Genomic DNA, 13941 nt, shown 5'->3' on the forward strand with positions numbered 1-13941 from the left:
GGCATCTCCCAGAACAACTGGCAGTTCACCCAGATCACAGCCACCTTCACCGGCTGAGATCGCGACGCAGTGAGCCGGGGGCTGACCCAACCAGGTCAGCCCCCGGCCGTCCGGGTGGCCGTCCTACACGACGGCTTTCACGATCTGCTCGGCGAGGGACTGCCATTTGGCGTAGGCGTCCGGGAACGCCGATACCTGAACGGTCTGGGCCGCCACGGTGACGGCCATCTGCTGCCAGCCGTTGACCTTTACCAGCGCCGCGTAGAACAGGCGCGCGGACTGGTGCGGGTCCATGAGCTGGGCGGTGGACCCCCAACTGGGCCGCTGCTGGAACAGGCCGACGGAGTCGTGGTCGGTCCCGACACCCTCGTTGGACAGCTTCAGCGACGCGGGGACGTTGGGGTTCGCCAGTATGTGCAGGTGGCTCTCCTGCAGCGCGGTGGCGATCGCCACGACGAACGCGCGCGACGGCAGGTTCAGCTGCTGGCCGGCCTCGATGATGGCGACCGCGTTGTTCATCTCGGCCTGGGTGAGCCCGCCGACCGGTGCGTGCACGGTCGGCTTCGGCGCCGCCGACGTCGCCTTCGGTACTGCCGAATTCGGGGCCGCTGTTGTGGGGGCCTGCGTCGCCGACGCCTTCGGCTGGGCGCCCGAGGACGCCGGCTGCGGGCTGGGCGGGTCCGGCGAGCGCTGTTCGCTGCGGGCCGCGCGGTTCTCGGTGGCTGCCGAGCGGCTCGGTTCGTCCACCGTGACCGTGTCGGCCCGGGTCACGGGGTCCGGCCGGCTGGCCGACGACATCGACACGAACACCGAGCCGACCACCGCGGCCGCTATGACGGCTCCGGCCGAGTACAGCGCGATGCGCGGCCGGCCCGCCGCGGCGTGCCGGCCGCGATGGTCGCGTCGCAGGTGACGGGGCCCGCGCCGGCGCTCGGCGCCAGGCCGCTCATCGTCGGCCTCTCCGGCCGGTGCGGTGGTTGAATGATCATCGTCTAGATACGTCACGGAAACCTCGACAGGCCGATCCGGGCAGCAGCCACCGGCCCGGCGGCAAGCCGGGCTCGGCATGAGAGGACGGCAGCATCCACCGGCTGTCCAGAATGGACAGTCGTGCAGGGGTTGCTGTGGGCGTGCCGAACGGGAGGCATCGGGCGCCGCGGCGACTACCGCGGCAACCCGTGACCGGACTACGCCGGCGGATCGGCTCCCTGGCCGCGGGTCGAGATGGGGCGGCTGCTGTTGCGCCGTGCGAGGGTCTGCACTCGATGCTCCTTCCGAAACCGCCTACCGGGTTAGCTGACGGATTCGGACGGGAAGATCGCCCTACCTCGAGGCGGAGCGCCTCGTGGATTCACCCCAGTTGTGCTTGGTTCCCCGGCTCGTGCGAGCACGACTCAGCGGGCCCATCGTGACGTCGCCCTGAAACGGCAACAGCCAGCCACGGTGAGCCCAATGACCATAACGTTTCTGCATCGTCAGGAAAACCCCTGATGGGAAGTGCCAGCGGGCACGCGGCAGGCAGGCTTTGCGCCGAAGAGCGACCGGCATCGACGCCGGTTCACAGCCTCGGGCCGTCCGCTCTTGCCCTGGTCTTGGAGGGTGTACCTCTCGCAGCCGTCGGCGGCAGACGGATATCGCGCCGAGCGGGGCGGTTTGTGAACTCGCGTAGCGTGACGATCGTGCGGTATGTCTTCGTGCGATGCATGGACGGTCACTACTTTCCGGTAGTCGATGATCCTTGCTGTCCTCTGGACGGTTCGTACTCCGAGGTCGCCGATGTTGTCGCCGGTCGCCTCCGCACAATGCATGAGGAAGTCACCCTCGCGGCCTTGGGCCGCGCAGCGGTACCGGCGGTCCCGCTCGACGATGTCCTTGTGGTCGAGTTGCCGAACTCGGTGGCACCGCCGTGGCTGTTACGGCCGTGGTTCGATGGAGATCAGCAGGCCAGGTGACAGCAATCGACGCTGAACCCACAGCGGAACGAAGCGTGCCCTGCGGTGGGCGGAGACAACTCCGGGGCTCGGGGAACCGGGACTCGGGGATCCGGCACGGTGGAACTGGGCAGCGGTGACGAGCGCCTCGGCCAGGCTCAATCGGGCCGTACGCCGGATGGCCTTGAGTAAGGTCAGTTCACGCCCTGTCTTGCCGCGCGCTGCGCAACTCATTGCGGACGCCGGTTTGCAATACGAGTACGGCATGAGCGTTCACGCGACTCCGAGCTACGGCATGGGTCGCTCTGGCCGCGAGCGCAAGGCCGACGAGGTCCGTCACGCCCCGTGACAAGCCCCCCGCGCCGGTAGGGGTTGACGGAACTGCCGATGAGCGGATGTTCCTACCGTCCGGAGTTGTGGAGTTGTTCGATGCCGCCGCGCTCCTGCTGTGCCAGAAGCCTCAGCAGGTGCGCCGCCTCCTCGAGTGTGACGTGCCGTCCGTGCGACGGTGGGCGTGCAGGGTCGAGGACCTCCAACCACAGTCGTTGACCCTCCTCGCATCTGATACTGACGGCGACGCCGGCACGGGAGGTGAAGACCGCGGCGTTGCCGGCGGTGCGCGTAATGTGGGCGGACAGACGGGCAATGCACTCGTCGAGCGGACACAGGCGAGGCAGGCTGGCGTACCCACGGTCGGCAGTGGAGTACGTCAGCTCCAGCATGTTGGTCTCCGGGGGCTCCTCAGCCGTGGCCATGCCCAGCATCGTGAGGTCCACCGCCTCACCGTGGAACAACGATCGCAACGTGTCCCAGGCCCGGATTCGGGCGATGTCGACGTCGACGGTGGCGGCCCGGTGTGGAGCGGTGACGGTGCCGACGATGCGGTCCCACCGACGTTCCAGCACCAGTTCGAAGCCCCGGACATCACGGACGGACAGTCGCACACCCCGGGCAAGGTCCGGCACGTACTGCGTCATGAGAAGCTCGGCTGACCATGGCGTCGGGCGGCGGAGCCGGCGCATGGGGCCACCCGGCCAGTCGTCGAGAAGTCGGACATCAGCCCGTGGTTTCGGAGCGCGATGCCACTCGGCGATGGGAACTCTCAAGCTCCTGTTGTCGATCGCCGACCAGAAAGCAGCACCGCCTTCATCTTCGACGAACTCACTTCGGTGCAGTGCGAAGACACCGATCGTGCGCCGCGCGAGTTCAGGCGTCTCGTTGAGCAGCCGGTGGCCGCCGGGACCCAGCACAACCGCCCGGTCCAGCGGGCACCCGGGTACCTCGATGGGCTGGACGTATACCGCGGCGCCCGGCGAAGCGACGTGGGCGACCTGCTCCGCAGCGTCGAGCAGCGCGACGGCGACGTCCTCGCGGTACGAATACTTGTTCGCCAGCAGCACTGTTACGAGGCCGGCGCGAACCTCGTAGACACTGGTCACGTCACCGGGCCCGATCGCCGCGACGCCGAGGTGCACGCGATGAGACCCGAGGTTGGACACATCATCCGCTACAGGCCGCGTACGGCGAATGAGTTCCAGCGTCTCGTTGAGTGAGGACGCACCGCCGGGTATGGGCGCCGTCACCGTCGATCCGCGATGCCGTTGATCACCGTAGAAGTCTTCCGTACCGCGCGCGAGCGACCGTTGGCGTTGCGTGGGGTCAGCGCTGCCGGGGGATCCAGAACTCGACCTCCGTGCCCCTCCCTGGGCGGCTCTTGATGGTCGTGGTGCCGCCGAGGTCGTGAATTCGGCCGCGCATCGACTGCTCCACCCCGAGCCGGCCGGAGCGGGCCGCCTCCTGCAGGCGGTGGGGCTCGAAGCCGACTCCGTCGTCGCGGACCGTCACGCGTACCCCGGTGCCTTCGTCCTCCAGGAGGATCCAGGCTCGCGCACCCGGGCCGGCGTGCTGCCGGACGTTGTCCAGGGCGGCCTGGACCGCCGCGAATATCTCGGTCGCCGGGCCGACCGACAGGATCACCGGGTCGGCGGGGGCGGAGACGTCAATGGCCGGTGACGAGAGCCCGCTGAGCTTCGCTCGCAGGTCGGCTTCTGTGGCCGCGCCGGGTTCTGCCGGGTTGCCGCTGAGCAGGTTGCGCAAAGCCACCTCCTGCTCGCCGGCCAACGCTGCCAGTTGCGCGCCGGCTCCGCCCAGTTCCGAGCCCTCCCGCTGGACCAGGGCGAGGACCTGCAGCACGCCGTCGTGGATCGGCCGGGCCAGGCGGTCCCGTTCCGCGGCGGCCGCCTCCTGCCGGATCAGCTCGGCCCGTTTGCGTTCCGCCCAGCGCTCCGAGAGGTAGTGCGCGATGCCCAGGCCGCCGATCGCTGCGGCCGACACCAGCAGCAGCACGCCGGCGGTGTCGAGGTGGAGGTTCGCGCTGAGAGACCGTGGCGATGCTCCGCTGCGCAGGTAGATCACCGGGGCCGTCTGGACGCCGGCCACCACGAGCACGCCGGTGATCGGGCCGAGCACTGCCGGGACCGCGCCGCTCGGAGCGAGCACCGGCGCTGTGGCACCGACGACGGCGGTCGCGGCGGCGGTCGCCAGCACCATCATCAGCAACGCCGGCGTGACGCTCTGCTGCCCGACAAGTTTCTGCGGTTCGCCGCTCGTCGCCGAGAACGCGATGAACAGGCACGTCGCCGCGCCCACCGAGAGCGTGACCGCGGCCGCGATCCGCCATCTGGTGGCGACGGCGGCCGCGCCGATCGCCACCCCCAGCAGTGCGCCGAACCAGCGGGTCGGGCCCGCATCGCTGGTCGCGAGGAACGCGATCGCCAAGGGCGCGGAGACCGCGATCTGCGCGGTCGCCGCGGTCAGCGCCCCGGCCAGCGGCCACAATCCGGCCAGGGTGGACAGGATGACCGCCGCGGCCAGCGTCATCCCGCCGAGAATGGCGGCCCTGGCGGTCGGGTAGATGGCCAGGGTCCGCCAGCTGACCTCCAGCACAGCCGCGAGCCGCTCGGTCGAGATCATGGCGAACGGCAGCGCCACGAGTGCTACCAGCCCGCCGGTGAGGATCAGCCGCAGGCGCTTCCAGCTCCAGGCCTTGTCGTCCGGCAGTCCGACGGCGGCCGGATCGCCTCGGCGCCACCGCCAGGCCGCCGGGGCGACGGCGGCGAGACCGGCCACGACGAGCATGACGTGCCAGCCGGACAGCGACCGGTCCATCAGCTGGTAGATGCTTCCCGGCAGGGCGCGGCCGAAGAGGCCGAAGCCGATGACCAGGCTCGCCACGGCCGCGCCCAGGCCCGGCGCACCGCCGCGCAGCAGTCGCTGCGCGGCGGCCAGCGCCCCGATGACGAGCAGCGGGAACGCCGCGCCGAACGCGTAGTAGAAGGTCATCGCCAACGGGCTGGGAATCACCGCCGGCCAGGCGATCGGCACGCACAGCAGCCCGCCTGCCGTCACCAGGTAGGGCCACCACCGCAGCAGGCACAGCGCCAGCACGGTCGCCGCGGTCGGGATCAGTGGCGTGTACGGGTCGGGCCCGTAGTACGCGTCGGGCCCCTGCACGCCGAGCCGCGGCGAGAATCCTCCCCCGTGCGAGGACTGCACCACCGCGATCAGCAGACCGGCGCCCAGGCCGGCCAGGGCGATCCCCCACCGTTGCGTCCGTTCGTTCATGTCGATGATCCTGACCGACTTCCCGCGCGCGCGATGGCCGGGTGCGCCCGACGGGTCGGCCGGCCCCTCGGGTGATACTCGAAATGCCACCATTCGTTGTCATATGTTCGGTACAGGCCGTACGGCGCGCCGTGCTCCTCGAGCCAGCGCGCGCCCTCCGAGGGCCGCACGTCGAGGGCCAGACCCGCGACGTGCCGCGACTCGTCCGGCGGCAGCGTCCAGTGCCGGGCCGACTCCTCCGAACCGCTGCGCTCGACCTCCGCGGCGTACAACGCGGCCTGGGTGGCCGCATCCCGGTAGCCGGAGGTCAGCCCGAGCAGCTCCCCATGCCGCCACAACGCCTGCGTGCGGGCCGCCTCGAACGCCGCCCGCGTCCCGGGCGTGAGACCGGCCAGGTTCTCGGCCGGGAAGCGCATCGTCAACGCCCACTGACAGGCGGTGTGGCGGGCCCGCCCCGGAGCGACGACAGCGGCGACCGGCGCCAGCACGACCGCCAGCAGGCGGGTGACGGTGCGATACACCGCATCGCGGCGCCGGACGATCCCGTGGCTTCGAATCGCCATCGATCGGTACAAGGCCATGCACAGAAGATCCCGGAACGGCAGCGGCCGGGCATGAGTAGAACTACTCAGTCGAGACCATTCTCGAATGCGTAGCGCACCAATGCGCTGCGGTTGTGCAGCTGTAGCTTGCTCAGCGTGTTCTGCACATGGTTCTGCACCGTGCGAAGGGAGATCGCCAGGTCCTCCGCCACCTGCTTGTACGACAGGCCTTTGGCGACCAACCGCAGGACCTCGATCTCGCGTGCGGTCAGCTGAGGGGCGTCCTTCGGCGACGTGGCCAGCTTCCGATACTCGCCGAGCACCAGGCCGGCCAGCCCGGAGGTGAACACGGCCTCGCCATCCGCGGTACGCCGCACCGCGTCCAGGAACTCCTGCCGCCCGGCCGACTTCACCAGGTAACCGGTGGCACCCGCCTTCAGCGCGTCGAGAACATCGCGCTGCTCCCCGCTTGCGGAGAGCATGAGGATGCGTACTGCGGGCAGGGCGTCGAGCAGGCCGCGGATCACCTCGACACCCGGCAGGTCGGCCAGCTGCAGGTCGAGCACGACCACGTCGGGACAGGCCGCCCGCGCGACCCGGAGCGCCTGTGCCCCCTCACCGATCGCGGCGGTGACCAGGTAGCCGGCATCGGTCAGATCCCGGGCCACCCCATCGCGCCACATCGGGTGGTCATCCACCACCATCACCCGCAAAGCCACACCGGCCACAATAAACCGCTCCAGCGTCACACCACGAGGTCAACGACCATCCACAGTGGACACAGAACGGCGCTCGCCAGGTGAACGATGAGGGATGGGAGGGAAGAGGAACTCAATCCCCTCCATTTTCAAGGTATACCGGAACCCGGGGCTTGCGGCAAGACCCCACCCAGGGCGCACAATCACCAACCGAACATCCGGAACCCCGCAAAACGGACGGTGTGCGTGCCCAGCAGTGTGTTCAACCTTCCCGACCGCCTCGCCGCCAAGGCCGACCCGGCGCTGATCGCCGCCGACGAGCGGCACTTCGCCGCCGTCGCCGCGCGCCTCGACGAGGTCGCCGCCGAGCTGTCCGGGCGCCTCGACACCGAGCGCAAGGCGCACGCCGGCGTCGGGCAGCGGGCGCTCGACCGCGACCAGGAGGTCCGCCGGCTCTCCGCCCGGCTGCGCACCCTGCGCCGTTACAGCCTCGACCTGTGCCTCGGCCGCATGGTCGGCACCGACGGCACCGACGGCACTGAGCCGGTCTACGTCGGGCGGCTCGGCCTCACCGACGCCGGCGGTCGGCGGCTGCTGGTCGACTGGCGCTCGCCGGTGGCCGAGCCGTTCTTCGGCGCAACCCACGCCAACCCGATGGGCCTGGCCAGCCGCCGCCGGTACCGCTGGATCCGCGGCCTGATCACGGACTACTGGGACGAGGTGTTCACCCCGGACGGCTTCGCCGACGAGGCCCAGCGGGCCGCGCTCGACGACCAGTCCGCGTTCATCGCCAGCCTGGGCGGCACCCGCTCGGGCCGGATGCGTGACGTGCTCGGCACCATCCAGGCCGACCAGGACGCCATCATCCGCGCGGGCTCCCGCGGCGCGCTCGTCGTCGACGGCGGGCCCGGCACCGGCAAGACCGTCGTCGCGCTGCACCGCACGGCGTACCTCATCTACGCCGACCCGCGGCTCGACCACCGCCGGGGCGGGGTGCTGTTCGTCGGCCCCCACCAGCCGTACCTCGCCTACGTCGCCGACGTCCTGCCCAGCCTCGGCGAGGAGGGCGTGCAGACCTGCACCCTGCGCGACCTGGTCGCCGAGGGGGAAGCCGCGGCGCCGGAGCCCGACCCGGAGGTGGCCCGGCTGAAATCGTCCGCGGACATGGTGCGGACGATCGAGGCGGCGGTCCGGTTCTACGAGCAGCCGCCCGCCAAGGGCATGACGATCGAGACCGAGTGGGACGACGTCCGGGTGAGCGCCGCCGACTGGGCCGAGGCGTTCGCCGCCGTCGAGCCCGGCACGCCGCACAACGAGGCGCGCGAGCAGATCTGGGACGAGCTGCTGAACATCCTGGCCGACGACCGGGATGCGCTCGCAGGCAGCCGGGAGCTGCGGGCCGCGTTCAACCGGGCCTGGCCGCTGCTGGAAGCGGCCGACCTGGTCGGGGACCTCTGGTCGGTCCCGGCGTACCTGCGCAGGTGCGCACCGTGGCTCAGCACCGACGAGGTGCTCCGCCTGCAGCGCGGCGACGCCCGGGCCTGGACGGTGGCCGACCTGCCGCTATTGGACGCGGCCCGGCAGCGGCTCGGCGACCCGGAGACCGAGCGCCACCACCGCCACCGGGACGCCGCGGTCGCCGCCGAGCGCGAGCGGATGGGCCGGGTGGTGGACGACCTGATCGCGTCGGTCGACGACGAGTACGGCGTCGGGCTGGTCACCATGCTGCGCGGCGAGGACTTCGAGGAGGCCCTGGTCGACACGGCCGCGCTGCCGGACACCGACCCGGACCGGCTCGCCGGCCCGTTTGCGCACATCGTGGTGGACGAGGCGCAGGAGCTCACCGACGCCGAGTGGCAGATGCTGCTGCGGCGCTGCCCGTCGCGGAGCTTCACGATCGTCGGGGACCGGGCCCAGGCCCGGCACGGGTTCACCGAGTCGTGGCAGGAGCGACTTGAAAGGGCCGGGCTCGACCGGATCGAGCTGGCGTCACTGACCGTCAACTACCGCACGCCGGCCGAGGTCATGGCGGAGGCGGAGCCGGTCATCCGGGCGGCGCTGCCGGACGCGAACGTGCCGGCGTCGATCCGCACGGGCGGGCTGCCCGTGGTACACGGGAAGGCCTCGGAGCTCGACGCGATCCTGGACGGCTGGCTCGCCGGGCACGCCGAGGGCGTCGCCTGTGTCATCGGCGCCGCCGGATTCCGGGGGATGGAGCGGGTTCGATCGCTGACCCCGGAGCTGTCGAAAGGGCTCGAATTCGATCTGGTGATCATCGTCGATCCGGAGAACTTCGGCGACGGTATCGAGGGCGCCGTCGATCGATACGTGGCGATGACGCGAGCAACGCAGCAGCTGGTCGTGCTTAGGACCGCCTAACCTTACCCCTTACAGGGCGTTCATCAACCGGCCACCTGAACACCCTGGCAGACCGCCGGGCGCGGCGAAATCGTTCCACCGTGACAGTTTCTCGTCGTCAGATCATCAAGGGCAGCACAGCCGCCGGCGTCGGGCTCACCGTCGCCGGCGTCCTGCCGACCCTCGCCGAGCCCGCCGCCGCCCACGAACAGCGCCCCTCGTCCGGCGGCCGCCCCTTCCCGCCGCTCCAGGACGACCCGAACGGCATCCTCGCGCTGCCCGCCGGGTTCTCGTACCGCATCGTCACCCGTGAGGGCGTCACCGACATGTCCGGCGGCCAGGGCAAGACGCCCGGCCTCCACGACGGCACCGGTGTCGTCGGCACCGGCCGCGACCGGCTGACGATCATCCAGAACCACGAGCTGACCCCGCACATGTCGGCCTACGGCGTGCCGCACATCGCCGGCACCGTCTACGACCCGGGCGCGGTGAACGCCGGCGGCTGCACGGTGATCACCACCGACGGCTCCGGCAAGCCGATCTCGGAGTGGGTCGGCATCGCCGGCACGGTCCGCAACTGCGCCGGCGGCGTGACCCCGTGGGGCACCTGGCTGACCTGCGAGGAGACCACCATCAACGCGGGCGCCACCTGGTCCGCGGCCGGTCAGACCGGCACCTACGAGAAGGCGCACGGCTACGTCTTCGAGGTCTTCCCGCGCGACTCGGCGCACCAGCTGCCCAAGCCGATCAAGGCGTTCGGGCGCTACGACCACGAGGCCCTCGCGGTCGAGCCGAACCTGCGTCAGGTGTACCTCTCGGAGGACGCGAGCGGCCCCAACGGCCTGTTCTACCGCTGGACCGCGCCCCGCGGCGTCAAGCTGGGCCCGGGTGCGGCGAACACGCTCGCCGACGACGCCGGTGTGCTCGCGGCGATGCAGATCCGCATGGACGACGGCAGCATCCTGCCCGACGTCGCCTACCTCACCTCGGCGCAGCTGGGCCGCCCGTTCAAGGTCACCTGGATCCCGGTGCCCGAGCGTGACGCGAAGACCCAGACCGTGCGCACCCAGTTCGCCGACGGCACGGTCACCCGGGGCAAGAAGTTCGAGGGCGTGTGGAGCACCGGCAAGGGCTGCTACATCGTCAACAGCTTCGCCTTCGGCGCGAGCGACCTGCCGGCCGACGCCACCAAGCACGACGGCATGGTCTGGTACTACGACTACGCCGACGAGACCATCACGCTCGTCACCTACTTCCCGCACAACCCGGCCGGCGAGGGCGAGGGCGCGTTCCCGAAGTACGCCGACCTGACCTTCGACGGCCCGGACAACGTGACCGTCACGCCGTGGGGCACGCTGGTGCTCGCCGAGGACGGCGTGCGCGCCTCGCACGTGCTGAGCTCGGTGCCGGGCGGCCCGACGTACGCGATCGCCCGCAACATGCTCAGCAACGGCACCTCGAACGGCAACCCGACGTACTCCGAGTTCACCGGCCCGACCTTCTCCCCCGACGGCCGGGTCCTGTTCGTGAACATCCAGACCCCGGGCCTGACGCTCGCGATCACGGGGCCCTGGCAGAAGTACCTCGGCTAGTGCATCGGAGGGCCCCGGCCCGCCCGGGGCCCTTCACAGCCGGTGCTTCGGGTCGCCGAGCCAGACGAGCATGTCGTCGGCCAGGCGGCGCAGGCGGCGCGGGTCGTCGGCGCGCGGATGGTCCGAGCCCTGCACGAGGCCGAAGACGCGCGACAGCAGGCGGGTGCCGCCCCGGCGGACCAGGGCCAGATCGCCGTCGTTCGCGATGGCCCACGCGGTGCCGCGGGTGTACCGGATCACGACCTCGCCGAGGTACGCGGTCACCAGCTCCGCGGTGACGCGCACCGACGGCTCGGCCTTCTCCGCCTCGTAGCGGGACGTCATGCCGTAGAACCTCGGCGGCAGCACCGGCTCCCCCGGCGCAGGCCCGGGCGCGGCCCGCAGCCACGTCCACAGCTCGACGAGCGAGCGCCGGGAGCCGTTGAGGCGCAGGCCGGTGTGCTGCCGCAGCCGCTCGGTGAGCGCGCCCGTGCCCGCCCGCCACGCCTCCAGGGTCGCCTCGTCGGCGACGCTGAGGTCCGGGTTCGTCCCGGTGCGCGGCCGCGGTACCCCGAGCGACTCGACCAGCTGCAGCAGGTACGGCCGCTGTCTGGGCATGCACCGCTCGAACTCGGCCTGGTACACCGCGGCCGCCTCGGCCACCCGCCCGCGCGCGACGAGCAGTCGGGCGTGCAGCCGTGGCGCCGGCGGGAGCGCCAGGATCTCGTCCACAGTGGACAGCGCGTCGAGCGCGTCGAGGTCGACGCCGAGCGCGTCGTCGTCGCCGAGGATTCCGGTGTACCGCGTGACCTCGACGTGGTGGACGTCCGGCACCGACAGCCGCACCCGCGCCGTCACGCTCACCACGTGCCCGTCGCCGCGGCCGAAGCCGTGGTAGAGGGTGATCACGTGGGCGACCTCGCCGTCCACGACCCGGGTCAGCTCCCAGCCGTCCAGCGTGTAGCCGCGCCCGCCGGTACGGTCGAGCACCAGGCCCGCGGCCCGGTCCATCGCGACCATCCACGGGCGCCGCTCGGCCGACGCCGCGTCCCACCACCGCCGCACCGCCTCGGTCAGCCGGGCGGTCGGGACGGCGCGGGCGTCGATCAGGACGACCTCCCGGTCGTACCAGTCCACGCAGGTCACCCCCGGCAGCGTCGCGAGGTGCTCGACGAGCTCGCCCACGAGGTCCTCGCGGTCGCTCGCCACGGCCTCGTCGAACACCACGTAGTGCGACTCGGCGTCGCCCCGGCCGGCCTCGCGGAGCTGCCAGGCGTCGTCATCGTCCACGGCGGACAGTATGCCCGCGGGTCACGGATAGGGCAGTCCTGCCGAGTGGCGGGTTCCGATCCGCGGGGAATCCCCCTATGGTGGCCCTGAGGGTGAACATCTCGGTGACGAGAGGCGGTCCCATGCGTGCCCACTCCCTCGAGGTCCGTACCACTCCTGACGGCAGCGTCATCATCCATCCCTGGGGCAGCGTCGGCGAGGACCGCGCCGCCGAGCTGCGCCAGCTGATCCTCCGCACCGTCCGCCACGTCCGCCCGCTCCGGCTCGTCTTCGACCTCACCGACGTCGGTGCCATCGACCCGATCAACGTCGGCACCCTCGCGGCCGCCTGCGCCCTGGGCGACGGCCACGAGGTCCCCGTCTTCGTCGACAACCCCCGGTCCGACCTGGCCGACCTGCTCTGCTCGGCCGGCGTCCCGCCCCAGAACCTCCGCTACGTTGGCCGCCGCTGACCCGGACGTCCAGCGGCTCTTCGACGCGTTCCGGTCCGAGGTGTGGGCCGAGCGCACCTGGGACAGTGAGTTCACGCCCTCGCCGCACGACCCCGGGCGGGCCATGCGGGAGCTCGTCGACGGCGCCGGTGCCGCCGCGGTGCCGGCGCTGCTCGGCGCGCTCGGCGACGCGCAGCTGCGGTACTGGGCCGTCATCGGCCTCGGGTGGCTCGGGCCCGAGGCCGGCGCCGACGCCGCCGACGCGCTCGCCGCGCGGGTCGAGGCGCGGCAGGAGCCGCTGTGGGCGGCGGCCGTGGCACTCGACGCGGTCGCCACCGCGCGGGCCCGCAGCCTCGGGGTCCAGCACTGGCCCGAGACGATGGAGCACCTCACCGACCGGTACCTCAAGCGCGGCGACGACGCCACCACCGACTACGTCGAGTGGTTCACCAGCGCGCACGGCGACGAACACGTCGTGCCGTTCCTCGGGCAGCGGCGGCTGCGGGACCGGATCTGGCACGACTGCCCGCCGCGCCTCGCCGGGGTGCTGCGCGGGTTGTCGGGGCGCGGCCCGGGGGTGCGGCGCGCGGCGGCCGAGCTGCTCGCCGGGTTCGACACCGTCACCGAAGAACTCGTCGACGCGCTGTCGCACGGCCCGCCGCTCTGGCCGGGCGTGGTCGAGCGGGTCGCCGCGCATCCGGCGAGCGAGCGGCTGGTGCCGCGGCTCGTCGAGGTACCGGGATCGGCCGATGCCCTCGCCGAGCTCATCACCCGGCGGCGCTGCGCCGGCCTCGCCACCGACCCGGCACCGGTGCGCGACCACCTGCGCCGCTGCGTGGCCGAGCCGACGCGGCGCTGGCCGTTCCCGCGCTACGGCGACGCGCCGGCCGTCGCGGTCGCCGACCTCCGTGACCCGGCCCTGCTGCGGTACCTCGAACCGATGCTCACCGAACGGCTCGGCCCACCGGAGCGGACCGCGCTGGTGCGGGCGTTCGCCTCCTTCGGCGCCGAGTACCGGACACTGCTCGGTCGCGATGCCGACATGCTCAGCGACGTCGAGCGGTACCGTCCCCGGGTCGAGCAGGCCGACGAGACCTTCCTCGGCGGGCGGATCGAGTCAACGCTCGGCGGCGCGTTCACGGCCTACGGCAACGTGCTGCTGCTGGAGCCGTCGGCCCGCGCCGCGTTCCAGCTCGCGTGGATCGACCGGGCGTACGGCGCGCCGGTCACCGCCGCGCGCATCGACTGGATCCGGGGCCTGGGCCTCGCCGACGAGGCGCTGCTGGCCGAGCTGGGCCGCCCGGTCGCGCGGCCGCTCGACGGCCTGCGGTTCCAGTGGGACCCGGGCGAGTCGCGCACGCACGACCCGGCCCGCGCGGCCCGGATCGCGGCGGCCGGGCTGCCGTCCCTGGCGGCCCGCTGGTACCGGTCGGAGGCCTATGATCACGCCGCCCGCGAGCACGTCCGAAGGGTTGCGCAGGCTGCCTAGAGTGCGG

The 13941-nt window shown here is 71.8% G+C and carries 11 protein-coding genes and 1 riboswitch; of the genes, 5 read left to right on the forward strand and 6 right to left on the reverse strand.

Annotated elements, in window-relative coordinates; genetic code table 11:
• Positions 1-123: 123 nt before the first annotated feature.
• Complete coding sequence (locus ABZS66_RS23955; RefSeq protein WP_354761133.1) at positions 124-555, reverse strand: hypothetical protein; 432 nt, start codon at positions 553-555, stop codon at positions 124-126.
• On the opposite strand from ABZS66_RS23955, the gene ABZS66_RS23960 reads away from it, so the two are divergent.
• Positions 530-913, forward strand: a complete 384-nt coding sequence (locus ABZS66_RS23960; RefSeq protein WP_354761135.1) for a hypothetical protein — start codon at positions 530-532, stop codon at positions 911-913. The two genes, ABZS66_RS23955 and ABZS66_RS23960, sit on opposite strands and share 26 nt — an antisense overlap.
• 353 nt (positions 914-1266) lie before the next feature.
• A riboswitch (cyclic di-AMP (ydaO/yuaA leader) is annotated at positions 1267-1410 on the reverse strand.
• 922 nt (positions 1411-2332) lie between these two features.
• On the opposite strand, the gene ABZS66_RS23965 is transcribed toward ABZS66_RS23960, so the two are convergent.
• The 4 genes from ABZS66_RS23965 to ABZS66_RS23980 all read right to left on the reverse strand — a co-directional run bounded on the left by ABZS66_RS23965 (position 2333) and on the right by ABZS66_RS23980 (position 6801).
• Positions 2333-3406: a hypothetical protein gene (locus ABZS66_RS23965; protein ID WP_354761137.1), complete on the reverse strand. Its 1074-nt coding sequence runs from the start codon at positions 3404-3406 to the stop codon at positions 2333-2335.
• A 184-nt stretch (positions 3407-3590) separates the two neighbouring features.
• Positions 3591-5555: an ATP-binding protein gene (locus tag ABZS66_RS23970; protein ID WP_354761139.1), complete on the reverse strand. Its 1965-nt coding sequence runs from the start codon at positions 5553-5555 to the stop codon at positions 3591-3593.
• The gene (locus ABZS66_RS23975) at positions 5552-6136 is read right to left on the reverse strand and encodes a D-alanyl-D-alanine carboxypeptidase family protein (protein WP_354761141.1); all 585 of its coding nucleotides are present in this window, start codon (positions 6134-6136) and stop codon (positions 5552-5554) included. Before ABZS66_RS23975 ends, ABZS66_RS23970 begins: the two co-directional genes overlap by 4 nt.
• A gap of 47 nt (positions 6137-6183) precedes the next feature.
• The gene (locus ABZS66_RS23980; protein ID WP_354761231.1) at positions 6184-6801 is read right to left on the reverse strand and encodes a response regulator transcription factor; all 618 of its coding nucleotides are present in this window, start codon (positions 6799-6801) and stop codon (positions 6184-6186) included.
• Between the two features lie 240 nt (positions 6802-7041).
• Here ABZS66_RS23980 and helR point away from each other — a divergent pair, with 240 nt between their 5' ends.
• Entirely contained in the window at positions 7042-9174 is a 2133-nt protein-coding gene (helR, locus tag ABZS66_RS23985; RefSeq protein WP_354761143.1) for an RNA polymerase recycling motor ATPase HelR, read from the forward strand.
• Positions 9175-9254: 80 nt separating this feature from the next.
• A complete protein-coding gene (locus ABZS66_RS23990; protein WP_354761145.1) occupies positions 9255-10745 on the forward strand; it encodes an alkaline phosphatase PhoX in 1491 nt (496 codons plus the stop codon).
• 33 nt (positions 10746-10778) lie between these two features.
• Here ABZS66_RS23990 and ABZS66_RS23995 read toward each other — a convergent pair whose 3' ends face one another.
• Positions 10779-12014 (reverse strand): hypothetical protein, encoded by a 1236-nt coding sequence (locus ABZS66_RS23995; RefSeq protein WP_354761147.1) that lies wholly within the window; start codon positions 12012-12014, stop codon positions 10779-10781.
• A 122-nt stretch (positions 12015-12136) separates the two neighbouring features.
• Between ABZS66_RS23995 and ABZS66_RS24000 the strand changes: the two genes are divergently transcribed.
• Positions 12137-12466 (forward strand): hypothetical protein, encoded by a 330-nt coding sequence (locus tag ABZS66_RS24000; protein WP_354761149.1) that lies wholly within the window; start codon positions 12137-12139, stop codon positions 12464-12466.
• Positions 12453-13934, forward strand: coding sequence for a hypothetical protein (locus ABZS66_RS24005; RefSeq protein ID WP_354761151.1), 1482 nt, complete (start codon positions 12453-12455; stop codon positions 13932-13934). The genes ABZS66_RS24000 and ABZS66_RS24005 overlap by 14 nt, the downstream gene beginning before the upstream one ends.
• The last annotated feature ends 7 nt before the right edge of the window (positions 13935-13941 follow it).

The organism is Dactylosporangium sp. NPDC005572 (assembly GCF_040605515.1).
Lineage (GTDB): Bacteria > Actinomycetota > Actinomycetes > Mycobacteriales > Micromonosporaceae > Dactylosporangium.